The sequence below is a fragment of the Salmonella sp. 32031103-2018-00083-FB-01-SM-01 genome (genome assembly GCF_017571995.1).
GTDB classification, from domain to species: domain Bacteria; phylum Pseudomonadota; class Gammaproteobacteria; order Enterobacterales; family Enterobacteriaceae; genus Salmonella; species Salmonella enterica.
In genome coordinates, this window is the sequence record NZ_JAGEQL010000002.1 from 322,038 (window position 1) to 345,208 (window position 23,171).

The 23,171-nt window shown below is 52.5% G+C and carries 23 protein-coding genes and 6 tRNA genes; 19 read left to right on the plus strand and 10 right to left on the minus strand.

The window, feature by feature from the left end; all coding sequences use genetic code 11:
* Nucleotides 1–32 precede the first annotated feature (32 nt).
* From J4614_RS07810 to J4614_RS07835, 6 genes are all read right to left on the minus strand, one after another.
* Nucleotides 33–194, minus strand: coding sequence for a DUF1328 family protein (locus J4614_RS07810; protein WP_000490276.1), 162 nt, complete (start codon nt 192–194; stop codon nt 33–35).
* A 128-nt stretch (nt 195–322) separates the two neighbouring features.
* The gene (gene osmY / locus J4614_RS07815) at nt 323–940 is read right to left on the minus strand and encodes a molecular chaperone OsmY (RefSeq protein ID WP_000178963.1); all 618 of its coding nucleotides are present in this window, start codon (nt 938–940) and stop codon (nt 323–325) included.
* 401 nt (nt 941–1,341) lie between these two features.
* Entirely contained in the window at nt 1,342–2,931 is a 1,590-nt protein-coding gene (gene prfC, locus J4614_RS07820; protein WP_000175965.1) for a peptide chain release factor 3, read from the minus strand.
* 91 nt (nt 2,932–3,022) lie between these two features.
* Nucleotides 3,023–3,700, minus strand: coding sequence for a pyrimidine 5'-nucleotidase (gene yjjG / locus J4614_RS07825; protein ID WP_000870686.1), 678 nt, complete (start codon nt 3,698–3,700; stop codon nt 3,023–3,025).
* A 21-nt stretch (nt 3,701–3,721) separates the two neighbouring features.
* The gene (gene rimI, locus J4614_RS07830) at nt 3,722–4,168 is read right to left on the minus strand and encodes a ribosomal protein S18-alanine N-acetyltransferase (RefSeq protein WP_001092434.1); all 447 of its coding nucleotides are present in this window, start codon (nt 4,166–4,168) and stop codon (nt 3,722–3,724) included.
* Nucleotides 4,113–4,550, minus strand: a complete 438-nt coding sequence (locus J4614_RS07835; RefSeq protein WP_000204003.1) for a DNA polymerase III subunit psi — start codon at nt 4,548–4,550, stop codon at nt 4,113–4,115. Before J4614_RS07835 ends, rimI begins: the two co-directional genes overlap by 56 nt.
* Before the next feature lie 102 nt (nt 4,551–4,652).
* Here J4614_RS07835 and rsmC point away from each other — a divergent pair, with 102 nt between their 5' ends.
* The 7 genes from rsmC to J4614_RS07870 all read left to right on the plus strand — a co-directional run bounded on the left by rsmC (nt 4,653) and on the right by J4614_RS07870 (nt 6,593).
* Nucleotides 4,653–5,681 (plus strand): 16S rRNA (guanine(1207)-N(2))-methyltransferase RsmC, encoded by a 1,029-nt coding sequence (gene rsmC / locus J4614_RS07840; RefSeq protein WP_001272293.1) that lies wholly within the window; start codon nt 4,653–4,655, stop codon nt 5,679–5,681.
* Between the two features lie 190 nt (nt 5,682–5,871).
* Nucleotides 5,872–5,958 (plus strand) — tRNA-Leu (locus J4614_RS07845).
* Between the two features lie 27 nt (nt 5,959–5,985).
* Nucleotides 5,986–6,072, plus strand: a tRNA-Leu gene (locus tag J4614_RS07850).
* Nucleotides 6,073–6,103: 31 nt separating this feature from the next.
* Nucleotides 6,104–6,190: transfer RNA gene (locus J4614_RS07855), tRNA-Leu, on the plus strand.
* Nucleotides 6,191–6,274: 84 nt separating this feature from the next.
* Nucleotides 6,275–6,361: transfer RNA gene (locus J4614_RS07860), tRNA-Leu, on the plus strand.
* Nucleotides 6,362–6,388: 27 nt separating this feature from the next.
* A tRNA-Leu gene (locus J4614_RS07865) sits at nt 6,389–6,475 on the plus strand.
* Nucleotides 6,476–6,506: 31 nt separating this feature from the next.
* A tRNA-Leu gene (locus tag J4614_RS07870) sits at nt 6,507–6,593 on the plus strand.
* A gap of 31 nt (nt 6,594–6,624) precedes the next feature.
* Here J4614_RS07870 and J4614_RS07875 read toward each other — a convergent pair.
* Nucleotides 6,625–6,861 (minus strand): DUF1435 domain-containing protein, encoded by a 237-nt coding sequence (locus tag J4614_RS07875; RefSeq protein ID WP_000941878.1) that lies wholly within the window; start codon nt 6,859–6,861, stop codon nt 6,625–6,627.
* A gap of 250 nt (nt 6,862–7,111) precedes the next feature.
* On the opposite strand from J4614_RS07875, the gene J4614_RS07880 reads away from it, so the two are divergent.
* The 3 genes from J4614_RS07880 (at nt 7,112) to J4614_RS07890 (ending at nt 9,694) form a co-directional block, all read left to right on the plus strand.
* Nucleotides 7,112–8,176, plus strand: a complete 1,065-nt coding sequence (locus J4614_RS07880; RefSeq protein ID WP_000211207.1) for a GGDEF domain-containing protein — start codon at nt 7,112–7,114, stop codon at nt 8,174–8,176.
* A 120-nt stretch (nt 8,177–8,296) separates the two neighbouring features.
* The gene (fhuF, locus tag J4614_RS07885; protein WP_000331528.1) at nt 8,297–9,085 is read left to right on the plus strand and encodes a siderophore-iron reductase FhuF; all 789 of its coding nucleotides are present in this window, start codon (nt 8,297–8,299) and stop codon (nt 9,083–9,085) included.
* Nucleotides 9,086–9,235: 150 nt separating this feature from the next.
* Nucleotides 9,236–9,694, plus strand: coding sequence for a YbaK/EbsC family protein (locus J4614_RS07890; RefSeq protein WP_000058271.1), 459 nt, complete (start codon nt 9,236–9,238; stop codon nt 9,692–9,694).
* 50 nt (nt 9,695–9,744) lie between these two features.
* Here the strand turns inward: J4614_RS07890 and bglJ are convergent, their stop codons facing one another.
* Complete coding sequence (gene bglJ, locus J4614_RS07895) at nt 9,745–10,419, minus strand: DNA-binding transcriptional activator BglJ (protein WP_000431546.1); 675 nt, start codon at nt 10,417–10,419, stop codon at nt 9,745–9,747.
* Nucleotides 10,380–11,105, minus strand: coding sequence for a response regulator transcription factor (locus J4614_RS07900; protein ID WP_000936659.1), 726 nt, complete (start codon nt 11,103–11,105; stop codon nt 10,380–10,382). Before J4614_RS07900 ends, bglJ begins: the two co-directional genes overlap by 40 nt.
* Before the next feature lie 711 nt (nt 11,106–11,816).
* On the opposite strand from J4614_RS07900, the gene J4614_RS07905 reads away from it, so the two are divergent.
* The 6 genes from J4614_RS07905 to opgB all read left to right on the plus strand — a co-directional run bounded on the left by J4614_RS07905 (nt 11,817) and on the right by opgB (nt 17,552).
* A complete protein-coding gene (locus J4614_RS07905; RefSeq protein WP_208293156.1) occupies nt 11,817–12,593 on the plus strand; it encodes a threonine/serine exporter ThrE family protein in 777 nt (258 codons plus the stop codon).
* Nucleotides 12,584–13,057 carry a threonine/serine exporter gene (locus J4614_RS07910; RefSeq protein ID WP_000511329.1) on the plus strand — a complete coding sequence of 158 codons (474 nt, stop codon included), beginning with the start codon at nt 12,584–12,586 and terminating at the stop codon, nt 13,055–13,057. Before J4614_RS07905 ends, J4614_RS07910 begins: the two co-directional genes overlap by 10 nt.
* A gap of 92 nt (nt 13,058–13,149) precedes the next feature.
* On the plus strand, nt 13,150–13,689 hold the full coding sequence (dnaT, locus tag J4614_RS07915; protein WP_000098578.1) for a primosomal protein DnaT: 540 nt from the start codon (nt 13,150–13,152) through the stop codon (nt 13,687–13,689).
* 2 nt (nt 13,690–13,691) lie between these two features.
* Entirely contained in the window at nt 13,692–14,429 is a 738-nt protein-coding gene (gene dnaC / locus J4614_RS07920) for a DNA replication protein DnaC (protein ID WP_000799924.1), read from the plus strand.
* Nucleotides 14,430–14,486: 57 nt separating this feature from the next.
* Complete coding sequence (locus tag J4614_RS07925; protein ID WP_001090316.1) at nt 14,487–14,978, plus strand: DUF2501 domain-containing protein; 492 nt, start codon at nt 14,487–14,489, stop codon at nt 14,976–14,978.
* Between the two features lie 282 nt (nt 14,979–15,260).
* Nucleotides 15,261–17,552: a phosphatidylglycerol--membrane-oligosaccharide glycerophosphotransferase gene (gene opgB / locus J4614_RS07930; protein ID WP_023212766.1), complete on the plus strand. Its 2,292-nt coding sequence runs from the start codon at nt 15,261–15,263 to the stop codon at nt 17,550–17,552.
* Between the two features lie 168 nt (nt 17,553–17,720).
* Here the strand turns inward: opgB and tsr are convergent, their stop codons facing one another.
* Entirely contained in the window at nt 17,721–19,382 is a 1,662-nt protein-coding gene (gene tsr / locus J4614_RS07935) for a methyl-accepting chemotaxis protein (RefSeq protein WP_000919524.1), read from the minus strand.
* A 366-nt stretch (nt 19,383–19,748) separates the two neighbouring features.
* On the opposite strand from tsr, the gene btsT reads away from it, so the two are divergent.
* The 3 genes from btsT (at nt 19,749) to yjiA (ending at nt 23,164) form a co-directional block, all read left to right on the plus strand.
* Complete coding sequence (gene btsT / locus J4614_RS07940) at nt 19,749–21,899, plus strand: pyruvate/proton symporter BtsT (protein WP_000379928.1); 2,151 nt, start codon at nt 19,749–19,751, stop codon at nt 21,897–21,899.
* 94 nt (nt 21,900–21,993) lie between these two features.
* The gene (locus J4614_RS07945; protein WP_000460616.1) at nt 21,994–22,197 is read left to right on the plus strand and encodes a YbdD/YjiX family protein; all 204 of its coding nucleotides are present in this window, start codon (nt 21,994–21,996) and stop codon (nt 22,195–22,197) included.
* A 10-nt stretch (nt 22,198–22,207) separates the two neighbouring features.
* Entirely contained in the window at nt 22,208–23,164 is a 957-nt protein-coding gene (yjiA, locus tag J4614_RS07950; protein WP_000187838.1) for a GTPase, read from the plus strand.
* Nucleotides 23,165–23,171 lie beyond the last annotated feature (7 nt).

Below are 23,171 nucleotides of genomic sequence, written 5' to 3' on the forward strand. Positions count from 1 at the left end.
GCTTGATAGCAATATATCTTTACAGCTGCCTGCTAGGGTCGTTTACGGCCCATGAACAGGCTGACCAGGAAGAGCACGATCCCGACGACGAAGACGATTTTCGCCGCGCCGGCAGCCGTACCAGCCAGTCCACCAAAACCCAATGCGGCGGCAATTAACGCGATAACCAGAAATATAATGCCCCAACGAAACATAAGCCTCTCCTTTACCATAGTTAATGTCGACCGCTAAATATGAGCGCTCAGGCTACTCATTCGCGATATTTTTAGTGTGGTGCACATTACGCCTCCCGACAAACGTCGGGAGGACGAATTACGACGAATTACTGAACTTTCAGATCGTTTTTAACACTTTTTACGCCATCAACGGCTTTCGCGATGCTTTCAGCGCGGTCGCTTTGTTCCTGAGTTTCAACAGTACCGGAGAGCTGTACGACGCCATCGGTCGTTTCCACTTTTACTTTACGGGAAGGGACGAGATCGTCCGCCAGCAACTTGGCTTTGACTTCACTGGTCGTGGCCGTATCGCCGGCATAACCTTTCACGGAACCTTCTTTATTGTCGCGAACGTGAAGTTTGTCGCTAACGGAGGTCACGCCTTCTACGCCTTTCGCCACTTTCACGGCGGCTTCAGCCTGCGCCTGGCTTTCTACAAAGCCGCTCAGGGTGACGACTTTCTGATTGGTTTCGACAGAAATATCGGTGCTTTTAATATTGTCATGGTCTACCAGCGCAGCTTTTACTTTCGCAGTGATGGCGCTGTCATCCATGAAGTTACCGACTTTATTCATAGAGCTATCGACTTTTTGCCCTGCGGTTTCGGTTCCGCTTTGCGCCTTGTCCGTTGTTGCGTTTTCTGCAAAGGCAGAACCTGTCGCAACAGCAGAGGTCAACATTACGGCCAGCAGAGTTTTAGAAATCTTCAGTCTTGTCATAGTCATCGATTTTGTCCTGTATAGTTTGCTCGTAATTTGAGCTCAGGCAACACGAGGTTGCATTGCTGAATGCGGTGAAACTCACCGGTTTCTGAAGTCAATGACTGGCATCACATTCGTGAATTTGTAACGACGCGTCGCCTGCCACCCTTCCGTTTCAGTTATTAATATCGTGACTGAAACAAATCTCAGCTTTAAGCTCTCATATTCACGCATTGAACAGGCATTAAAGCCGACATTTATGTCATCACTTTGTTAAATATAGATCACAATTTTAAAATCGCTTGTCGGTGCGTATAAAAAACAGGCAGATCGGAGAAAAAACGCGGGATTTAAGAACATTCCGTAAGCGGTTAAAAAGGCAGGGAAAGTACGAAGGCGCGGCGGATGCCGCGCCCGGAAAGGGATCAGTGTTCGCGCGTTTTACGGAACTGAACGTCAGGGTAACGTTCCTGGGTCAGGTTCAGGTTAACCATCGTGGGGGCGATATAGGTGAGGTTGTCGCCGCCATCCAGCGCCAGCTGCGTTTCATTCTTACGCTTAAACTCTTCGAATTTCTTCGCATCGGCGCTTTCCACCCAGCGCGCCGTCGCCACGTTGACGGATTCATAAATCGCCTCAACGTTGTATTCGCTTTTCAGGCGCGCGACAACAACGTCAAACTGCAAAACGCCCACGGCGCCGACAATCAGATCGTTGTTGGAGATGGGACGGAATACCTGCACCGCCCCCTCTTCAGAAAGCTGCACCAGCCCTTTCAGTAGCTGCTTCTGCTTGAGCGGATCTTTCAGGCGAATACGACGGAACAGTTCCGGCGCAAAGTTCGGGATACCGGTAAACTTCATCATCTCGCCCTGAGTGAAGGTATCGCCAATCTGAATGGTGCCGTGGTTATGCAGACCCAAAATATCGCCCGGGTACGCTTCTTCAACGTGCGAACGGTCGCCCGCCATAAAAGTTAACGCGTCGGAAATCACCACATCTTTGCCGGTACGGACCTGGCGTAGCTTCATGCCCTTCTCATACTTACCGGAAACCACGCGCATAAACGCCACGCGGTCGCGGTGTTTCGGGTCCATATTGGCCTGAATTTTAAAGACAAAACCGGTGAACTTCTCTTCCGAGGCTTCCACTGTGCGGGTATCGGTTTGACGCGGCATCGGCGCGGGCGCCCACGCCACTAAACCATCCAGCATATGGTCAACGCCAAAGTTACCCAGCGCGGTACCGAAAAATACCGGGGTAATTTCCCCTGCCAGGAACAGCTCTTCATCAAACTCGTTAGACGCGCCCTGCACCAGTTCCAGCTCGTCGCGCAGCTGCTGCGCCAGGTCTTCACCGACGGCGGCGTCCAGATCCGGGTTATTCAGCCCTTTAACGATGCGCACTTCCTGAATGGTGTGGCCCTTACCGGTCTGATAAAGATAAGTTTCATCTTTATAAAGGTGATAAACGCCCTTAAACAGCTTCCCGCATCCAATCGGCCAGGTGATCGGCGCGCAGCCGATTTTCAGCTCATTCTCGACTTCATCCAGCAGCTCCATCGGGTCGCGGATATCACGGTCGAGTTTGTTCATAAAAGTCAGGATTGGCGTATCACGCAGACGGGTAACTTCCATCAGCTTACGAGTCCTGTCCTCAACGCCTTTTGCGGCGTCGATCACCATCAGACAGCAGTCCACCGCCGTCAGGGTACGGTAGGTATCTTCGGAGAAGTCTTCGTGCCCCGGGGTGTCCAGCAGGTTCACCAGACAGTCGTGATACGGGAACTGCATCACCGAGGTGGTGATAGAGATACCACGCTGTTTTTCCATCTCCATCCAGTCAGATTTTGCATGTTGGCTGGAGCCACGGCCTTTTACCGTACCGGCGGTCTGAATCGCCTGTCCGAACAGCAACACTTTTTCGGTAATGGTGGTTTTACCGGCGTCCGGGTGAGAAATAATGGCAAAAGTGCGGCGTTTGGCCACCTCTTGCAAATAAGGAGACAACGTCATAGTCAAATCTTCTTGAGTAAGCGCGGCGTTTGACCACGCATGTTGAATACGAAAAATGCGGCTATTTTACCCATCAACCTGGGGGAGGCAATCAGTGTTTACACAGGAGCTGCTCCAGTTCGCTTAATGACGCCACAGTCCAGGTTGGATGAATACCCGCGGGCTGCTCGCGATGATGCGCGTTAAGCCAGCAGGTCGACAGTCCGGCGTTAATGCCGCCAAGAATATCGGATTCCGCGGTATCGCCAACCATTAATACGCGCGAGCGGTCAGGGTTCCCCGCCTGCTCCAGGGCGTAGTTAAAGATTTTCGGATCGGGCTTCGCGACGCCAACCTGCTCGGAAATCACCAGCAGATCGAAATACTCGCGCAGCCCGGTGCGCTCCAGACGAGTTTGTTGTAGCGCGGTAAAACCGTTAGTAATAATACCGATTTTAGCCTGCCCGCGAATCGCATTAAGTAGCGAAACGGCGCCCGGCAAAGGAGAACAGATCTCCGCCATCGCACTAATAAAAGCGTCATTCAGCAGCCCCGGCGCAACGTTTAGCCGTTCAGCCCAACTTTGAAAACGCGCGTGCTGCAATTGTAATGAGGTAATCGCGCCGTTCTGATAATCCACCCATAGCGGCTTATTCACGGCCTGGTAATCCTGGAAATCCTCAGCGGTAAAGGTGACGCTATAGTCAAGGAACATCCGCTGTAAACCGGTGAAAGAATCAAACGTAAACAGCGTTTCATCGGCATCAAAGAAAATCCAGTCCCACTTCATCATTACACCTTGCCTCTTTTATTACATGCTTATCGGTAACGCCATGATGATGGCGTCCTCATGCCCTTGTGCCGTGGGATAGTAATTGCGGCGAATCGTCGCCTCGTTAAACCCCAGACTTTCATACAGCGCGATGGCGGCAGCGTTAGAGGCGCGTACCTCCAGCCATAGCGTTACAACACCGCGTTTTTCCAGTTCATCAATCAGATGCTCAAGCAGCATACGCCCCAGCCCCCGACGCTGAAAATCCGGATCGACGGCAATATTGAACAGCGTCGCTTCGTCCAGCACCACCTGTGTAATGGCAAACGCGGCCATTCTGTCAGCAGCGGTCAGCTTAAGATTGAGATACCGTTCGCCCTGGTTGCCGAAAAACGTTTTTTCGCTCCACGGAAACGCATGAGCGCGTTGCTCAATCTGCCAGGCTGCGGGGAGATCGGTCGTGCTGAGGATAGAAATCGTGTTCATGTTCGCAGATTTGTTGCCATAGTGCGGCGCGTGCCGCCGGGTTTGCCCGGAGTTCATTAAACGCCGGCGTCGTGACCTGAGCGCCTTCGAGTTGGAGCGGCGCGTCAGTTCCTAACCGCCAGCTATTACAACGGCTGCCCTGCGGCAGCATGGCGACGCGCTCAGGCGCCAGGGATAAAACCTGATCGGGACTCACGGTCAACGCGCGTAAAATATCGCGCATTAGCGGCTCGTTCAGCGCGGGTAATTCCTCTGCAACCACGATCAGACGAACGTGCGCGGGAAGGGAAATCGCAATCTCGCCTTGTAGCGCGCCAGGACGTCGCAGCGCCCACTGCGTAATACCCAGTTGCTGTAACTGCCAGTCTCGTCGGGATGTCATAGCGAAACGCTCCTGTAATCAGGGGCGCAAATATAGCAAATCTGTCGAATCTCCGCCATCAAACTACTATAATCGCCGCCAGTCTGAATTAAGGAGCATTCCATGTCTGCTTTTACCCCGGCAAGTGAAGTCTTGCTGCGCCACAGTGATGATTTCGAACAAAGCCGTATTCTTTTTGCCGGAGATTTGCAGGATGACCTGCCCGCGCGCTTTGAATGCGCCGCCAGCCGCGCGTATACGCAACAGTTTCACCACTGGCAGGCGTTAAGCCGCCAGATGGGCGATAACGTCCGTTTTAGCCTGGTCGCGCAAGCCAGCGATGTCGCTGACTGCGATACGCTGATCTACTACTGGCCGAAAAATAAACCCGAAGCGCAGTTCCAGTTGATGAATATTTTGTCGCTGATGCCGGTGGGCAGCGATGTTTTCGTCGTGGGGGAAAACCGCAGCGGCGTGCGTAGCGCCGAACCGATGCTGGCGGACTATGCGCCGCTGAACAAAGTAGATAGCGCGCGACGTTGCGGCCTTTACCATGGTCGTCTGGAAAAGCAGCCGCAGTTTAGTCTTGAATCCTGGTGGGCCGAGTACAACATCGACGGGCTGACTATCAAAACGTTGCCGGGCGTATTCAGCCGCGACGGACTGGATGTCGGTAGCCAACTGCTGCTGTCTACGCTAACGCCGCACACCAAAGGTAAAGTGCTGGATGTCGGCTGCGGCGCTGGCGTGCTTTCCGCCGCGCTGGCCAGCCATTCGCCGAAAGTGCGCCTGACGCTGTGTGACGTCAGCGCTCCGGCGGTGGAAGCCAGCCGCGCCACGCTTGCCGCTAATGGCCTTGAAGGCGAGGTATTCGCCAGCAACGTCTTTTCGGAAGTCAAAGGACGTTTTGACATGATCATCTCCAACCCGCCGTTCCACGACGGAATGCAAACCAGCCTCGATGCGGCGCAAACGCTCATTCGCGGCGCAGTGCGCCATCTGAACAGCGGCGGAGAGTTACGCATCGTGGCGAACGCCTTTCTGCCCTATCCTAAAATTCTGGATGAGACTTTTGGCTTCCATGAAGTCATCGCGCAAACCGGGCGCTTTAAGGTTTATCGTACCGTGATGACCCGTCAGGCGAAGAAATAGTTGGCCTGATAAGCGCAGCGCCATCTGGTTGCATGTGCCGGATGGCGACGCCAGGCGTCTTATCCAACCTACGTCTCGCGCCCATTTTTGCAGCAATCAATCTATCCCATGCAATTAACTATTGACGAATAGCTGAAAACCACTAGAATGCGCCTCCGTGGTAGTGATTCTTTTCAAGAATCGATGGTATGCGAAGGTGGCGGAATTGGTAGACGCGCTAGCTTCAGGTGTTAGTGTCCTTACGGACGTGGGGGTTCAAGTCCCCCCCCTCGCACCAAAACCACGTTGATATTGCTCGCACTGGGCGAAGGTGGCGGAATTGGTAGACGCGCTAGCTTCAGGTGTTAGTGTTCTTACGGACGTGGGGGTTCAAGTCCCCCCCCTCGCACCAACGAGGCGATATCAAAAAGTAAGATAACTGTGCGAAGGTGGCGGAATTGGTAGACGCGCTAGCTTCAGGTGTTAGTGTCCTTACGGACGTGGGGGTTCAAGTCCCCCCCCTCGCACCAATTATCTTATCCTTCCTTTGTCTCTTCATTTTCATCCCTGATTCCAGTTCATCATTGCCAACATCATTCAAGAATCGATGGTATGCGAAGGTGGCGGAATTGGTAGACGCGCTAGCTTCAGGTGTTAGTGTCCTTACGGACGTGGGGGTTCAAGTCCCCCCCCTCGCACCAAAACCACGTTGATATTGCTCGCACTGGGCGAAGGTGGCGGAATTGGTAGACGCGCTAGCTTCAGGTGTTAGTGTTCTTACGGACGTGGGGGTTCAAGTCCCCCCCCTCGCACCAACGAGGCGATATCAAAAAGTAAGATAACTGTGCGAAGGTGGCGGAATTGGTAGACGCGCTAGCTTCAGGTGTTAGTGTCCTTACGGACGTGGGGGTTCAAGTCCCCCCCCTCGCACCAATTATCTTATCCTTCCTTTGTCTCTTCATTTTCATCCCTGATTCCAGTTCATCATTGCCAACATCATGCCGCCAATAAGCGCTATACACGATGGCAGCAATACAAAATGCCGTAATTGTTTGTGATACAACATCAGCGCAGACAGTAGCAATCCTGATACAATCAACAGCTTCAGCGCATAAGCTGACAGGCCGATAAACGCCAGTCCAACGATAATCACTCCAGGCAATAACACGCCCCATCCGCTGCCTAACGTCCGCTGCAACATGGTTTCACCTCTGGAATTGATAATGATAACCAATATCATATGATATATTTTCTCATTTGTCAGCCAGGGAGAAAGCTAAAGAGATGAGTTTTACTTAACGGTTGATGACACGTATTCAGTAAGGTGATAAATTGTCCGACTGTTAACGTAAAAACAACAACACCTCGCTTTAGGCGACCTTTTCTCATACGTTATTTTCATGTTGGCGCCCGATTCCGTGTATATCACCGATAAATAACGACAATTACCCATGACAACACCATCCTGGCGGTCGCTTCGTATTAAGAAGTATCAGTTTTCTTTACGTCTTTTCTTGTTTCTCAACGCCGTGTCGGCGCTATTTACTCTCGTTTTCCCCCTTTATCAGATCAATGTATTTTGCACGCCAATGATCGGGATAGTGGTCCTGAGCGTATTACTGTTGATATGGCATGGGAAATATGGGCAAAAAAGAATTAATCTCCCCTTTATCTCCCTACTCTTTGGGGGAATATGGGCGGCGCATATTGCGCTAAAGTATCCGGCGTTAGGCCATTATGATTTCTCTTTTTTACTGATTTCCCTGCTTAGCGTTCTGTTTATCGGCTCGATAGCCTTTGCCGCGAATATCGTCGCGTTTACGCTCTATTCGCTACCGCCAGTCGCGGTCTGCCTGTGGCTGAACGGTAATGAACAAGGTTTGCGAATTCTCTATTTGCTGGCCCTGCCAATGGTGGGAATCGCTATTCAACATGTTATCCAGAAACGCTACGATAATTTTGCCCAACAGCTCATGTTTAAGCTGCTGGCCGAGCGGGAAACCCTCAATGGCCTGAGTATGCTTGATCCATTAACCGGCTTATATAACCGCCGTGGCCTGCAAAATCGGCTGGATACGTTACAGGCGCCGGGCAGCCATGAGCACTACGTTCTGCTATTGGATATCGATCATTTCAAAGCGTATAACGATCACTACGGTCATATGATGGGCGATCAGGCGTTAATTCGCGTCTCAGCGGCAATTCGGGACGCCGTGCGATCGCGCGATGTCGTCTGCCGTTTTGGCGGGGAAGAATTTCTGGTGTTGCTGACCACCGCCGAACCACAGCAAGCCCGCGCTACCGCAGAACGTATCCGACAGGAAGTATACGATCTTAAAATCCCGCATATGTTTAACGAAAGCGTCGCCACCAATGTCACTGTCAGTATCGGCATTGCGCCCCTGACGGATCGCAATATCGGAGACGCTATCGAAAAAGCGGATAAAGCGCTCTACGAAGCCAAGCATCTTGGACGTAACCACATTCTGGTCAGCGACGACATGCGCGCCCTATGAATCCTGCTGGCGTAATCGTGCTACGCCAACAGCGTTAACCATAAACCGCTTGCCATCGTTTATCGCTATCGATAGGATTAGCAATCATTATCATTTAGATTAACATCATTAAACTGCGCTATGGCCTACCGTTCCGCACCGATTGCTGACGATATTATCTGGCGAGCCGCTCCCCAGCCGGAAGACGCCTCGCTGGCGGACGCAGTACGCGAGACGATCGCCTCTACCCGTGAGCACCTGTTGGACTTTATTCGGCTGGATGAAACGCCGCCGCCAACGGCGATGACTCTTGCCCAGTGGACGCGCCCCGCGACGTTTCGTTCATTGCTGGCCGCCTATTCCGATCACATCTATCGCCACACGCCAGGCCTGCCACGTGAAAATAAGCCGTTAATCTCCCTGTGGGCGCAATGGTATATCGGGCTGATGGCGCCGCCGCTGATGCTGGCATTACTGACGCAAGCGCGCGCTATCGATGTCTCCGCAGAACATATTCACGTTGAATTTCATGAAACCGGGCGCGCCGCGTGTTTCTGGCTTGATGTGCATCAGGATAACCTGGCAACGGGGCATTCCCCGGAAGAACGAATGGAAACGCTGGTAGTCTCCGCACTACAGCCGGTCATTCAGGCGCTGGAGGCGACTGGCGACATCAACGCGAAACTTATCTGGAGCAATACCGGTTATTTAATCAACTGGTATCTGACTGAGATGAAACCGCTGCTTGGCGAAGCTCTGCTGGCAACGCTACGCCAGCGCTGTTTTTTTGAAAAGCAGCTATCCGACGGTCAGGATAACCCGCTGTGGCGGACCGTCGTAATGCGCGACGGTCTTCTGGTACGCAGAACCTGCTGTCAACGTTACCGCTTACCTGATGTACAGCAGTGCGGCGACTGCACGCTAAAGTAAACCGCTTTACGTTACCTTCAGTTATCGTCACGGCTTACTGCTGCTGGCCTGTCACATTATTATATTTACAGCTGCGCTCTCCGTATGCCAAATTACGTTTTGCCATTTTTGGGTCTACCGTGGCTATTGGTAAGGTCTCAGGAGAGAAGAATGAGTCTGCAATCTGTACGGCAATTTCTGGCCGATCATGCTCCCGATATTGAAATTATCGAATTAAATCAAAGTACAGCGACTGTCGAACTGGCAGCCAAAGCGCACAATGTAGAGCCAGGGCAGATAGCTAAAACGCTCTCGCTTAAAGTAAAAGACACTATTATCCTGGTGGTCGCTAAAGGCGATGCCCGCCTGGATAATAAGAAGCTTAAAAGCACTTTCGGCGCAAAAGCCCGTATGTTGAGCAGCGATGAAGTGGTCAATGCAACCGGACATCCTGTCGGCGGCGTATGTCCCTTTGGGCTGGAGCACCCGCTGCCCGTTTATTGCGACATCTCTCTGAAGGGGTATAACGAAGTATTGCCTGCCGCAGGCGCCACGCACAGCGCGGTACGCATCACGCCGGAAAGAATGGCTGAACTGACATCGGCGACCTGGGTTGACGTGTGCCAATAACGTGCCTGACACCCGGACTCCCCGAACAAGCACGGCGCATCCGGCACGGGCTATACCCGATGCTGGAGCGCGGTAGCATCGCCGGCGCGCAGATATAACAGAATATCCGCCGCATCGAGTAACCCGGCATCAGAACTCACGCCCAGCTTGGACATCACATTAAACTTATGCGCCCGGATAGTCTTAATGTTACGTTCTAACTGGACGGCAATTTGCGGCATTGAGTAGCCGTTCGACATAAAACGCAGAATCTCCCGCTCGGTTGGACTAAGCATACAATTCTGGTGAAGTTCCCAAAGATTATCTGTACGCTCCGTTGTCCGCCGGGCGCTATTAAGCGATGTAAATAAGGCATCCTGTAAAACATCCAACGGCGACGCTTTGCTGATGACCCCATCCAGCGGCAGCGGGGATAGCGCGCTGATTAAGCGGGCTTCAGCATCATCATCTGCAATCACCAGACGCCGCATATGGGGATAATTTATCGCCAGTTCCGTCAGGCTGGATAATCCTGTCCGGCGTTCAGTTCTTAACGCAGAAAGAGAAAAAATAACGGCAGAAAACGGCGTCTTTAGCGCAGCCTTATAAAACGCGGATGGTTTTGAAAAAATATGAAGCGTATGTCGGCAATCCGGCATTGCATCAAATAGCCCTTTAATACCAATGGTGCTCATCACGCATTTTTCTACGAGCGCAACATTTCTCTTGCTGATTCTGTTTTCCATTCCATGGTTTCTCCATATACCGAAGGTAGGTTCAATTCTCTGGCTCCCTGAGAACTGTTTATCCATGCATACATCTCTGCATTACTGTGTATTGATAAGCGTCGCATGGCGCTATTTTTTTGGGCGCTAATTGTTTTATTACTTTTTTTAAGTAATGCCGCAATTTGGTTAATGCCCCACCCTTTTCCTAAAAGGCGTAATACTTTTCGTTCAGACAGCGTAAGGACAATCGGCCTGTCGTGGGACTGCTGAATTTCAGACGGTACCTGAGGCGATAATAACGTTTTGCTTATTCTTTCTGAACGAGCGTTTCCCGCATGGATAACGCTAATAAGATTCTCGATTGGCTCTTCGTCTGAAAGCAAGGTGCTGACGGGGCCCATCAGGAGATCAACCGCATGTGGATAGCTGGATTTAGGAACCAGAAATACCCAATGTATGTCGCGATATTGCGAGAGTAAGCTATAAAAATATTCGCAGATAGCACGGGGAGAGGCATTGTTAACTGCTAAATCAGCAATAACTAAATTACTTCGACGTAGTTGTAGCAGCGTTAGCTCTTCTATCGTACGGCAATACGCCAGTTTATAATCGGGGAAATTACCTGTTATAGCCCCTTTAAGGCCTTCCTGTATAAGGGGGGTTTTACTGATAATAAGTCCATTTTTGCAGCATCCTGGCAGCATAATTCCTCCGCACCCACGCCGCCCCTTTTCATTGTCCCATTAATAAAAATACTATTAACAATGAGCGCAAAGAAATATAAGCCGAGTGGATTAATTATCCTTGTTTTATTTTTAAAAATATAACATTGATTGCGCTACAATCCACATAGCACAAAAACATGAAATCACTATCGCATAGTTACTCATAAAACCAGAAGCAAGACAATTAAATTAACTAAATTTGCACATTAGTAATTCTAACGAAACTCATCATATTAATAAATTTAAAATATGAGTTCGTCCTTCATTCATATTGCTGAATCCTGAAATAAAAGCCCAACAATACTGACTGTCACCCATAAAATCCATGTAATATCTGCAAAGTACACTAAGTCACGCCTATTTTTACACCTGCTGCTCACGCCATTGTTGTAAAACGATTAATGCATATCGTTGATAAAATTCACCACGTAATTGATTCAAAAATGAACGGCCAGGCTGGCATAATGTCTCTATTCTGGAAACGGACATACGAGAACCGTCGCCCATAAGGATATCCTGCCTGTGACGAAGCGCACGTCTCAGGAAACTTATGCGTTGCGCCTGGCGGTTGACGTTTTTATCAACAAGAAATTGATCTTAACCAACGCCACCATGCCTGCGCTTCGTGTTAAAAAGAAAGCCTCTGTCATAGTGGCGGCGCATAGAATGTCTTTTCGGACAGGACGAGTCATGCAAGAAGAGCAATCAATTCAACGAGCAGTAACACGGTTATGTATTCAATGCGGGCTGTTTTTATTGCAGCACGGGGCGGAAAGCGCACTGGTTGATGAGCTTTCCACCCGCCTCGGTTTGGCGCTCGGTATGGATAGCGTCGAAAGCGCGATCTCCTCTAACGCCATTGTCCTGGCGACCATTAAAGACGGACAATGTCTGACATCGACACGTAAAAACCAGGATCGCGGCATTAATATGCACGTCGTCACAGAGGTTCAGCATATCGTTATCCTCGCGGAACATCGTCTGCTGGATTACAAAGGCGTGGAAAAACGCTTTAGCCAGCTCCGCCCGCTGCGTTATCCGCGCTGGCTGGTGGCGTTTATGGTCGGTCTTTCCTGCTCCTGCTTTTGTAAGCTGAATAATGGCGGCTGGGATGGCGCGGTTATCACCTTTTTCGCCAGTATGATAGCCATGTATATTCGCCAGATGCTGGCGCAGCGGCATTTACATCCGCAGATCAATTTTTGCATTACCGCCTTTGTCGCTACCACGATTTCCGGGCTGATGCTCACCCTCCCCGCCTTTAACCAGACGCCCACTATCGCCATGGCGGCGAGCGTACTGCTACTGGTGCCGGGCTTTCCGCTGATTAATTCCGTCGCAGATATGTTTAAAGGACATATTAATACCGGGCTGGCGCGCTGGGCTATCGCCAGCCTGTTGACACTGGCCACCTGTGTGGGCGTAGTGATGTCAATGACAGTATGGGGGCTACGAGGATGGGTATAATCGACTTTTTACTGGCGCTAATGCAGGACATGATCTTGTCTGCGATCCCCGCCGTCGGGTTTGCGATGGTCTTTAATGTTCCCCACCGGGCGCTTCCGTGGTGTGCGCTACTGGGGGCGCTGGGTCATGGCTCGCGTATGCTGATGATGAGCGCTGGCTTTAATATCGAATGGTCGACGTTTATGGCTTCGCTGCTGGTCGGCAGTATTGGTATTCAGTGGTCACGCTGGTATCTCGCTCACCCTAAAGTGTTTACCGTCGCGGCCGTGATCCCGATGTTTCCGGGGATTTCCGCCTATACCGCGATGATTTCCGCAGTAAAAATTAGCCATCTGGGCTATAGCGAACCGATGATGATTACGCTGCTAACCAATTTTCTGAAAGCCTCTTCCATTGTTGGCGCGCTCTCAATTGGCCTCTCTGTACCGGGATTATGGCTGTACCGCAAACGCCCCCGCGTGTGAGCGGTGGAACGCCTCCTGCTGTTCTTACAGGTCTGTGTGGTACTATAAAAACAGTCGCCCTTCTCGGTTGTTGTTCCATATTGAGAAACATTATGTCTTCCAGAATTTTAACGTCGGACGTCATCGGTATTGACGTCCTTTTACACGATCATCATGCTGTACTGGCGAAGTCAACGGGCGGCGCAGTGGCGGTATTCGCTAATAATGCGCCTGCCTTTTATGCCGTGACGCCTGCACGCATGGCTGAACTGCTGGCGCTTGAAGAAAAGTTATCACGTCCGGGAAGCGATGTGGCGTTAGACGCGCAATTTTACGAAGAACCCGAAGCTGCCCCCGTTGCGATTCCCTGCGGAAAATTCGCCATGTATCCCGCCTGGCAACCGGATGCGGATTTTCAGCGTCAGGCTGCCCTTTGGGGCGTGGCGCTTCGGGAGCCGGTCACCGCAGAAGAGCTGGCGGCGTTTATCGCCTACTGGCAGGCGGAAGGTAAGGTTTTTCACCATATCCAGTGGCAGCAAAAGCTGGCGCGCAGCGTGCAAATCAGCCGTTCCAGCAATGGCGGAATGCCGCAGCGCGACATCAATAGCGTCAGCGAACCTGACAATCATATTCCACCAGGTTTTAGGGGGTAACGATGAAAAATGTTGGCGACCTGATGCAGCGTCTACAAAAAATGATGCCTGCGCATATTACGCCGGCGTTTAAAACGGGCGAAGAACTGCTGGCGTGGCAGAAAGAGCAAGGCGAGATCCGGGCGGCGGCGCTGGCGCGGGAAAACCGGGCAATGAAAATGCAGCGCACCTTTAACCGTTCCGGCATTCGACCGCTGCATCAAAACTGCTCGTTTGATAACTATCGGGTTGAGTGCGACGGACAAATGAACGCGTTAAGCAAAGCCCGACAGTACGTTGATGAATTTGACGGCAATATCGCCAGCTTTGTCTTTTCCGGCAAGCCGGGAACCGGTAAAAATCATCTCGCCGCGGCTATTTGTAATGAGCTGCTGCTGCGCGGAAAGTCGGTACTGATTATCACCGTAGCGGATATTATGTCAGCGATGAAAGACACGTTCAGCAATCGGGAAACCAGCGAAGAGCAGTTGCTTAACGATCTGAGTAACGTTGATCTGCTGGTGATCGACGAGATCGGCGTGCAGACCGAATCCCGCTATGAAAAAGTGATCATCAATCAAATTGTCGATCGTCGTTCCTCGTCAAAACGTCCCACCGGCATGTTGACGAACAGCAATATGGAAGAGATGACGAAAATGCTTGGCGAACGCGTCATGGACCGTATGCGTCTCGGCAACAGTTTATGGGTTAATTTTACCTGGGACAGTTACCGCAGCCGGGTGACGGGTAAAGAGTATTAAATTGCAACGTGCGCCAGGGCGATACAACGCCTGGCTGGCATAACACAGGTGATTACCATGAATACAGCGAAACATGTTCTGTGCTGCGCGGCGGTCGCCTGCGTACTGATTTCCACCAGCGGTATCGCCGCCTCCTGGCAGGATTCGCTTTCCAGCGCCGCCAGTCAGTTAAGCGCTCAGGGCGCGAACGCACAGCAGGGCGGGATGTCGCTTTCGGCGCTAACCGGTCTGCTCAGCAACGGCGCCCAGTCGCTCAGCGCTGATAATATGAATAATGCCGCCGGAATTTTGCAGTACTGCGCCAAACAGAAGCTGGCGTCCGCTACCAACGTGGAAAACGTTAAAAATCAGATTCTGAACAAGTTGGGGTTGGATACTACACAGCAGGAGCAGGACACTAACTACCTGAACGGCCTGCAAGGGTTGCTCAAGACGAAGGACGGCCAGCAGTTGAACCTCAATAATATCGGCAGTACGCCGCTGGCGGAAAAGGTGAAAACCAAAGCTTGCGATCTGGTGTTGCAGCAAGGGCTGAATTTCCTTTCCTGACTGCGTTTTTCTGACCGTGCGCCACGCCGGGACGTCCTGATAAAAGCCGTGTTTTGGCCCTTTACCCGCCAGCACGGCATTAACCCGACTTTTCCTTTCGTCTTTTCCTGTTATTAACCGCTATGTCAGGAAGTGATGCCGATCAAAAAAACAACTTTCTAAACTCATTCTAAATAATAGCGCCGTGTAAAGTCATTAGAATTGCAGCAATGTGACATCGCTATTACATTGTTAGAAATTTTTTCCTGCCAGCGATAAGCCTGGTTTATTGAGGATCGTCAGTTGTCCGAGTTGCTCTCTGTCGCTCTGTTTCTCGCCTCTGTGCTGATATATGCCTGGAAGGCGGGCCGTAACACCTGGTGGTTTGCCGCCACTCTCACGGTGCTGGGACTTTTTGTCATTCTGAATATTACCCTGTATGCCAGCGACTATTTTACCGGCGACGGGATCAACGACGCAGTGCTTTATACGCTCACGAATAGTCTGACGGGAGCGGGAGTCGGCAAATATATTCTGCCGGGAATCGGCATTGCCCTGGCGTTAGTGGCGGTATTCGGCGCGCTGGGATGGGTACTACGCCGCCGCCGTCACCATCCGCATCATGTCGGTTACAGCCTGCTGGCGTTACTGCTGGCGTTGGGTTCGGTCGACGCCAGCCCGGCGTTTCGCCAGATCACCGAACTGGTAAAATCACAAATGCGCGATGGCGATCCGGATTTTGCCGTTTATTATAAAGAACCAGCAAAAACCATTCCTAATCCGAAGCTCAATCTGGTCTATATCTACGGCGAGAGCCTGGAACGGACCTATTTTGATAATGACGCTTTCCCCAATCTCACGCCAGAGTTGGGCGCGCTGAAAAATGAAGGGCTGGATTTCAGCCATACCATGCAACTGCCGGGAACGGATTACACCATCGCCGGGATGGTGGCTTCCCAGTGTGGTATTCCGCTCTTTGCGCCGTTTGAGGGCAATGCCTCAGCGTCGGTGTCCAGCTTCTTTCCGCAGAATATCTGCCTCGGCGATATTCTGAAAAACTCCGGCTACCAGAACTATTTCGTGCAGGGCGCTAACCTGCGTTTTGCCGGGAAAGACGTGTTCCTGAAATCACACGGATTTGATCATCTGTACGGCGCTGAAGAGCTGAAAACGGTGGTGGCAGACCCGTCTTATCGTAACGACTGGGGCTTCTACGACGATACGGTGCTTGATGAGGCATGGAAGAAATTTGAAGCGCTTTCCCGCTCAGGCCAGCGTTTTTCGCTGTTTACGCTGACCGTAGATACTCACCACCCGGACGGGTTTATCTCACGCACCTGCAACCGCAAACGCTACGATTACGACGGCAAGCCCAACCAGTCCTTTAGAGCCGTAAGTTGCAGCCAGGAAAACATCGCCGAGTTTATCAACAAAATCAAAGCGTCACCGTGGTTTAAAGATACCGTTATCGTCGTCTCTTCCGACCATCTGGCGATGAACAATACCGCCTGGAAATACCTGAATAAGCAAGATCGCAACAATCTGTTTTTCATTCTGCGCGGCGATAAACCGCAGCAGGAGGCGCTGGCGGTCAAACGCAACACGATGGACAACGGCGCAACGGTGCTGGATATTCTCGGCGGCGATAATTTTATCGGTCTGGGACGTAGCAGCCTTTCCGGGCAGTCGCTGTCGGAAGTGTTCCTGAATGTAAAAGAGAAAGTGCTGGCGATGAAGCCGGATATTATTCGCCTGTGGAATTTTCCGAAAGAGATAAAAGCGTTCACTATCGATCGGGACAAAAACATGATCGCGTTTTCCGGCAGCCACTTCCGCCTGCCGTTACTACTGCGCGTATCGGATAAGCGTGTTGAACCGTTACCGGAAAGTGAATACTCCGCTCCGCTGCGGTTCCAGTTGGCCGACTTCGCCCCGCGCGATAATTTCGTTTGGATCGATCGCTGCTACAAAATGGCGCAGCTATGGGCGCCGGCGCTGGCGCTCTCCACCGACTGGTGCGTCTCGCAGGGGCAGCTTGGCGGGCAGCAAACCGTACAGCATGTCGATAAAGCGCAGTGGCAGGGTAAGACGACGTTTAAAGACACGATGATCGATATGGAACGCTACAAAGGCAACGTCGATACTTTAAAGATTGTCGATAACGATATTCGTTATAAAGCCGATAGCTTTATCTTTAACGTGGCGGGCGCGCCGGAGGAGGTGAAGCAGTTTAGCGGCATTTCCCGGCCGGAGTCCTGGGGGCGCTGGTCAAATGCGCAGTTGGGCGATGAGGTTAAAATCGAATATAAAGCGCCGCTGCCGAAAAAGTTTGATCTGGTGATCACCGCCAAAGCCTTCGGCGACAACGCGAATCGGCCGATTCCGGTACGCGTAGGCAACGAAGAACAGACGCTGGTGCTGGGTCACGATGTGTCCACTATCACGCTGCATTTCAACAACCCGACGGACGCGAATACCCTAGTCATTGCGCCGCCCGCTCCCGTCTCCACCAACGAAGGTAATATTTTGGGCCATTCGCCGCGCAAATTGGGGATTGGCATGGTGGAGATCAAAGTGGTGAATGTTGAGGGTTAAAAGAGAATGTCATATATGCCGGGTGGCGGCTGCGCCTTACCCGGCCTACACATCATCTTTATCAATAAACTGGCGCGTAGGCCTGATAAGCGAAGCGCCATCAGGCAAAAGTGTGAACATCTCATCCGGCCTACGATCGTCTGTAGGCCGACTGTTCACCATACGCCCTTAAAACGTTTCCCAATTATCGCTGCCGTCGGCCACAGCGGCCTTTGGTGACGACACAGCTGCCGGGGTTTTTACCGCTGCCACTTCACGCGCACGCTGCTGTTGCTGTTGAATACGGAACACCGCGACGGCCTGGGTCAGACGGCTGGCTTGCTCTTCCAGCGCCGCAGCCGCGGCGGCGGACTCTTCCACCAGCGAGGCGTTCTGCTGCGTTACGCGATCCATCTCCGCTACCGCCAGGCCCACCTGGTCGATGCCACGGCTTTGCTCGTCAGACGCCGAGGCAATCTCGCCCATGATATCGGTCACGCGGGTAACTGCATTGACGATCTCATCCATGGTTTCACCAGCGCTTTCGACCAGCGTCGACCCCACATCAACACGGCTCACGGAATCCTCAATCAGACTCTTGATCTCTCGTGCCGCCTGCGCGCTACGCTGGGCCAGATTACGGACTTCACCGGCCACCACCGCGAACCCGCGTCCCTGCTCGCCTGCGCGCGCCGCTTCTACCGCCGCATTCAGCGCCAGGATATTGGTCTGGAAAGCAATACCGTCGATTACGCTGATAATATCGGCGATTTTCTGCGAACTGGAGGCGATATCGCGCATTGTTTGTACGACGTTATCCACTACTTTGCCGCCTTTTTGCGCTGTTTCAGAGGCGCTCAATGCCAGGTGACTGGCCTGACGGGCGTTTTCGGCGTTCTGTTTCACGGTGGCGGTCAGTTGTTCCATACTGGCGGCGGTCTCTTCCAGAGACGCTGCCTGCTGCTCAGTACGGGAAGAGAGATCGTTGTTGCCCATCGCAATCTCGCTGGCGCCGCTATAGATCGCATTCGCGCCGTTACGTACATCGCCAACAGTACGCATCAGTTCACTTTGCATATGACGCAGGTTTTCAGCCAACTGCCCCATTTCGTTGGAGCCTTCCACGTCGATACGCTTCACCAGATCGCCGCTGGCGATATGACGAATGCTTTCAATCAGACGATTCATCGGGGCGATAAGCGACAGTTTGATGCCGAACCAGACGGCGATAATGACCACCAGAACGGCAATCAGCACACTGACCAGTACCCACATCGCCTGGTTGTAGGAACTGTTGTTATCCTCAACAGCAATATCGTACAGACGATCGTTTTGCTGCATATAGGCCATGTACTGCTTCTCAAAAGCGTCCTGATAGCTTTGAGTCGGTTGATCAAAAAACTCGTTAATCTTACCCGCGCCAAGAAGCTGAATAAGCTCCGCCAATGCGCCGTGGTAGATATCATAGGTTCGTTTGATCTCAAGGAAAGCCGCCTCACTCTGACGTGAATCGCGCGGTAATGACTCATACTGCGCCCAGTTTTTTTCGGTCAGCTTCAGCGCATTGGTCGCCCCCTGCATCAGTTCAGCGACAGTTGCGCCGCTGCCAATATTGCTCTGGTCCATCATCCAGCGGATACCCGCGCGATTCAGGGTATTACGCGTTTGCAACAGCTCCACCCAGGTTGAATTCAGGGCAGACTGCTGCTGACGAATGGTTTGCAATACGGTGAAGTTTTCTTTGTCATTCTTCAGTGAGTTGAAGAACAGCCCGCCGGATGTCAGTTGTAAAAGGCCAAATAGCGCCAATACCAGCAGTAAGCTGGTAACAATTTTAATTCGTTTTAACATGTTTTCTCTTTCCGCTAGACAGATACAGAATTTTCGGCCTAGAAAGGGAAAACTTTATGGGATGCGCGCCATTAATATCACGATTAGCTCAGTTAAGTCGTTATGACGCCCCGCGCAACAAGGATCGTCCCATTTTATATCGTGATCTCAATCACATAAAATAGCCCACGCCCTCCTCCGCGAAACCGCTTACCGGTACGTCCGACCGCTTAAACCGCCATACAACCACTCACTGATTTACCTAACTTTACGCGCGCGATGATCTGGCAAGATCCTCTCAGCATAGCAGTCAATCTACCTCCTCAAACACGAACTCAATGTCCACCCAGCTTCGGCTGATAATTAAACTTACAACCAGGTTTTACTATGGATACGAAAAAGATATTCAAGCACATACCCTGGGTGATTCTCGGAATCATCGGTGCTTTCTGCCTCTCGGTCGTTGCCCTACGTCGGGGTGAACACGTGAGCGCCCTGTGGATCGTGGTCGCTTCCGTTTCCGTCTATCTGGTGGCTTACCGCTACTACAGCCTGTATATCGCCCAGAAGGTCATGAAGCTCGACCCGACGCGCGCGACGCCGGCGGTCATCAATAACGACGGCCTGAACTACGTGCCGACTAACCGCTACGTGCTGTTTGGTCACCACTTCGCCGCCATCGCCGGCGCAGGTCCGCTGGTCGGGCCGGTATTGGCCGCGCAGATGGGCTATCTGCCGGGGACACTGTGGCTGCTGGCGGGCGTGGTGCTCGCGGGCGCAGTGCAGGACTTTATGGTGCTGTTCATCTCTTCCCGCCGTAACGGCGCCTCTCTTGGCGAGATGATCAAAGAAGAGATGGGTACCGTTCCAGGCACCATCGCGCTGTTCGGCTGCTTCTTAATTATGATCATCATCCTCGCGGTGCTGGCATTAATCGTGGTTAAAGCGCTGGCCGAAAGCCCGTGGGGCGTCTTCACCGTCTGCTCAACGGTGCCGATTGCGCTGTTTATGGGCATCTACATGCGCTTCCTGCGTCCGGGACGCGTAGGCGAAGTCTCCGTTATTGGTATCGTGCTGCTGGTGGCGTCTATTTACTTCGGCGGCGTGATTGCCCACGACCCGTACTGGGGCCCGGCGCTGACCTTTAAAGACACCACCATTACCTTCGCGCTGATCGGCTACGCCTTTGTTTCCGCGCTGCTGCCGGTATGGCTGATCCTCGCCCCGCGCGACTATCTCGCTACCTTCCTGAAAATCGGCGTGATCGTCGGTCTGGCGCTGGGGATTGTAATCCTCAACCCGGAACTGAAAATGCCGGCGTTGACGCAGTACGTCGACGGTACCGGCCCGCTGTGGAAAGGCGCTCTGTTCCCGTTCCTGTTCATCACCATCGCCTGTGGCGCCGTCTCTGGCTTCCACGCGCTCATCTCTTCCGGTACCACGCCGAAACTGCTGGCCTGTGAGACCGATGCGCGTTTTATCGGCTACGGCGCGATGCTGATGGAGTCCTTTGTTGCGGTGATGGCGCTGGTGGCGGCCTCGATCATTGAACCGGGTCTCTACTTCGCGATGAACACCCCGCCGGCAGGTCTGGGCATTACCATGCCAAACCTGCACGAGATGGGCGGCGAGAACGCGCCGCTGATTATGGCGCAGTTGAAAGACGTTACCGCACATGCAGCGGCGACCGTCAGCTCCTGGGGCTTTGTGATTTCCCCGGAACAAATCCTGCAAACTGCGAAAGATATCGGTGAACCGTCAGTATTGAACCGCGCAGGCGGCGCGCCAACGCTGGCAGTAGGTATCGCGCATGTGTTCCACAAAGTCCTGCCGATGGCGGATATGGGCTTCTGGTATCACTTCGGTATTCTGTTCGAAGCGCTGTTTATCCTGACCGCACTGGATGCGGGTACTCGTTCCGGCCGCTTTATGTTGCAGGATTTGCTGGGTAACTTCGTCCCGTTCCTGAAAAAAACCGATTCTCTGGTCGCGGGTATCATCGGTACCGCAGGCTGCGTCGGTTTGTGGGGCTATCTGCTGTATCAGGGCGTGGTCGACCCGCTGGGCGGCGTGAAGAGCCTGTGGCCGCTGTTCGGTATCTCTAACCAGATGCTGGCCGCCGTGGCGCTAGTGTTGAGCACCGTGGTACTGATCAAAATGCAGCGCACCAAGTACATCTGGGTGACGGTGATCCCGGCGGTATGGCTGCTGATCTGCACCACCTGGGCGCTGGGCCTGAAACTGTTCAGCGCCAACCCACAGATGGAAGGTTTCTTCTACATGGCAAACCTGTATAAAGAGAAGATTGCCAACGGCACCAACCTGACCGCGCAGCAGATTGCCAACATGAACCATATCGTGGTGAACAACTACACTAACGCTGGTTTGAGTATTCTGTTCCTGGTGGTGGTGTACAGTATTATCTTCTACGGTTTCACCACCTGGATGAAGGTACGCAACAGCGATAAACGTACCGACAAAGAAACCCCGTATGTGCCCGTGCCGGAAGGCGGCGTGAAGATCTCTTCACACCACTAAAACTGATGCCGGGTAGCGCGCAGCGATCCCGGCTAGTGTAGGCCGGATAAGGCGCAAGCCGCCATCCGGCTTTATTCATTAACAGGACGGCAGAATGTTTGATACTTTAGGTCAGGCAAAAAAATATCTCGGCCAGGCGGCAAAAATGTTGATTGGTATTCCGGACTACGACAACTATGTCGAGCACATGAAAACCAACCATCCCGACAAGCCGTACATGACCTATGAAGAGTTCTTCCGCGAACGTCAGCAAGCACGTTACGGCGGCGATGGCAAAGGCGGTATGCGCTGTTGTTAATGGAGAGACTATGACCCCGATTGCAGTTACCCTACTTACCGGTTTTCTTGGTGCCGGCAAAACCACCCTACTACGCCATATCCTCAACGAACAACATGGTTTTAAAATCGCCGTTATCGAAAACGAATTTGGCGAAGTCTCCGTTGACGATCAACTGATTGGCGATCGCGCCACACAGATCAAAACCCTGACCAACGGCTGCATCTGCTGTACCCGCTCCAACGAGCTGGAAGATGCGCTATTAGACCTGCTCGACAGCCGCGACCGCGGCGATATTGCTTTCGACCGCCTGGTGATTGAATGCACCGGCATGGCTGACCCCGGCCCGATTATTCAGACCTTTTTCTCCCATGACGTATTATGCGAACGCTACCTGTTAGACGGCGTGATTGCGCTGGTCGACGCGGTGCACGCTAACGAGCAGATGAACCAGTTCACCATCGCCCAGTCGCAGATAGGCTACGCCGACCGTATCCTGCTGACCAAAACCGACGTGGCAGGCGACAGCGAGAAGCTGCGCGAGCGGCTGGCGCGTATCAACGCTCGCGCCCCGGTTTACACCGTGGTACACGGCGATATTGACCTGAGTCAGTTGTTTAATACCAGCGGCTTTATGCTGGAAGAGAACGTGCTGGCAAGCCAACCGCGTTTCCACTTTATTGCCGATAAACAGAACGATGTGTCGTCAATTGTGGTGGAGCTGGATTACCCGGTGGATATCAGCGAGGTTTCGCGGGTGATGGAAAACCTGCTGCTGGAATCAGCGGATAAACTGCTGCGTTACAAAGGGATGCTGTGGATCGACGGCGAACCCAACCGTCTGCTGTTCCAGGGCGTGCAGCGTCTCTACAGCGCCGACTGGGACAGACCGTGGGGCGACGAAACGCCGCACAGCACGCTGGTATTTATCGGGATCCAGTTGCCGGAAGACGAGATTAGAGCGGCGTTTGCGGGGTTAAGGAAGTAAACGGGCG

Coding starts and splice junctions, on each gene's coding strand:
- prfC (WP_000175965.1), bottom strand. CDS start 2,931: ATGACGTTGTCTCCTTATTTGCAAGAGGTGGCCAAACGCCGCACTTTT.
- J4614_RS07875 (WP_000941878.1), bottom strand. CDS start 6,861: ATGTTGCAGCGGACGTTAGGCAGCGGATGGGGCGTGTTATTGCCTGGA.
- rimI (WP_001092434.1), bottom strand. CDS start 4,168: ATGAACACGATTTCTATCCTCAGCACGACCGATCTCCCCGCAGCCTGG.
- dnaC (WP_000799924.1), top strand. CDS start 13,692: ATGAAAAATGTTGGCGACCTGATGCAGCGTCTACAAAAAATGATGCCT.
- yjjG (WP_000870686.1), bottom strand. CDS start 3,700: ATGAAGTGGGACTGGATTTTCTTTGATGCCGATGAAACGCTGTTTACG.
- fhuF (WP_000331528.1), top strand. CDS start 8,297: ATGGCCTACCGTTCCGCACCGATTGCTGACGATATTATCTGGCGAGCC.
- J4614_RS07900 (WP_000936659.1), bottom strand. CDS start 11,105: ATGCTGCCAGGATGCTGCAAAAATGGACTTATTATCAGTAAAACCCCC.
- osmY (WP_000178963.1), bottom strand. CDS start 940: ATGACTATGACAAGACTGAAGATTTCTAAAACTCTGCTGGCCGTAATG.
- J4614_RS07835 (WP_000204003.1), bottom strand. CDS start 4,550: ATGACATCCCGACGAGACTGGCAGTTACAGCAACTGGGTATTACGCAG.
- yjiA (WP_000187838.1), top strand. CDS start 22,208: ATGACCCCGATTGCAGTTACCCTACTTACCGGTTTTCTTGGTGCCGGC.
- btsT (WP_000379928.1), top strand. CDS start 19,749: ATGGATACGAAAAAGATATTCAAGCACATACCCTGGGTGATTCTCGGA.
- J4614_RS07810 (WP_000490276.1), bottom strand. CDS start 194: ATGTTTCGTTGGGGCATTATATTTCTGGTTATCGCGTTAATTGCCGCC.
- rsmC (WP_001272293.1), top strand. CDS start 4,653: ATGTCTGCTTTTACCCCGGCAAGTGAAGTCTTGCTGCGCCACAGTGAT.
- J4614_RS07880 (WP_000211207.1), top strand. CDS start 7,112: ATGACAACACCATCCTGGCGGTCGCTTCGTATTAAGAAGTATCAGTTT.
- dnaT (WP_000098578.1), top strand. CDS start 13,150: ATGTCTTCCAGAATTTTAACGTCGGACGTCATCGGTATTGACGTCCTT.
- J4614_RS07890 (WP_000058271.1), top strand. CDS start 9,236: ATGAGTCTGCAATCTGTACGGCAATTTCTGGCCGATCATGCTCCCGAT.
- J4614_RS07905 (WP_208293156.1), top strand. CDS start 11,817: ATGCAAGAAGAGCAATCAATTCAACGAGCAGTAACACGGTTATGTATT.
- bglJ (WP_000431546.1), bottom strand. CDS start 10,419: ATGGAAAACAGAATCAGCAAGAGAAATGTTGCGCTCGTAGAAAAATGC.
- J4614_RS07925 (WP_001090316.1), top strand. CDS start 14,487: ATGAATACAGCGAAACATGTTCTGTGCTGCGCGGCGGTCGCCTGCGTA.
- J4614_RS07945 (WP_000460616.1), top strand. CDS start 21,994: ATGTTTGATACTTTAGGTCAGGCAAAAAAATATCTCGGCCAGGCGGCA.
- J4614_RS07910 (WP_000511329.1), top strand. CDS start 12,584: ATGGGTATAATCGACTTTTTACTGGCGCTAATGCAGGACATGATCTTG.
- tsr (WP_000919524.1), bottom strand. CDS start 19,382: ATGTTAAAACGAATTAAAATTGTTACCAGCTTACTGCTGGTATTGGCG.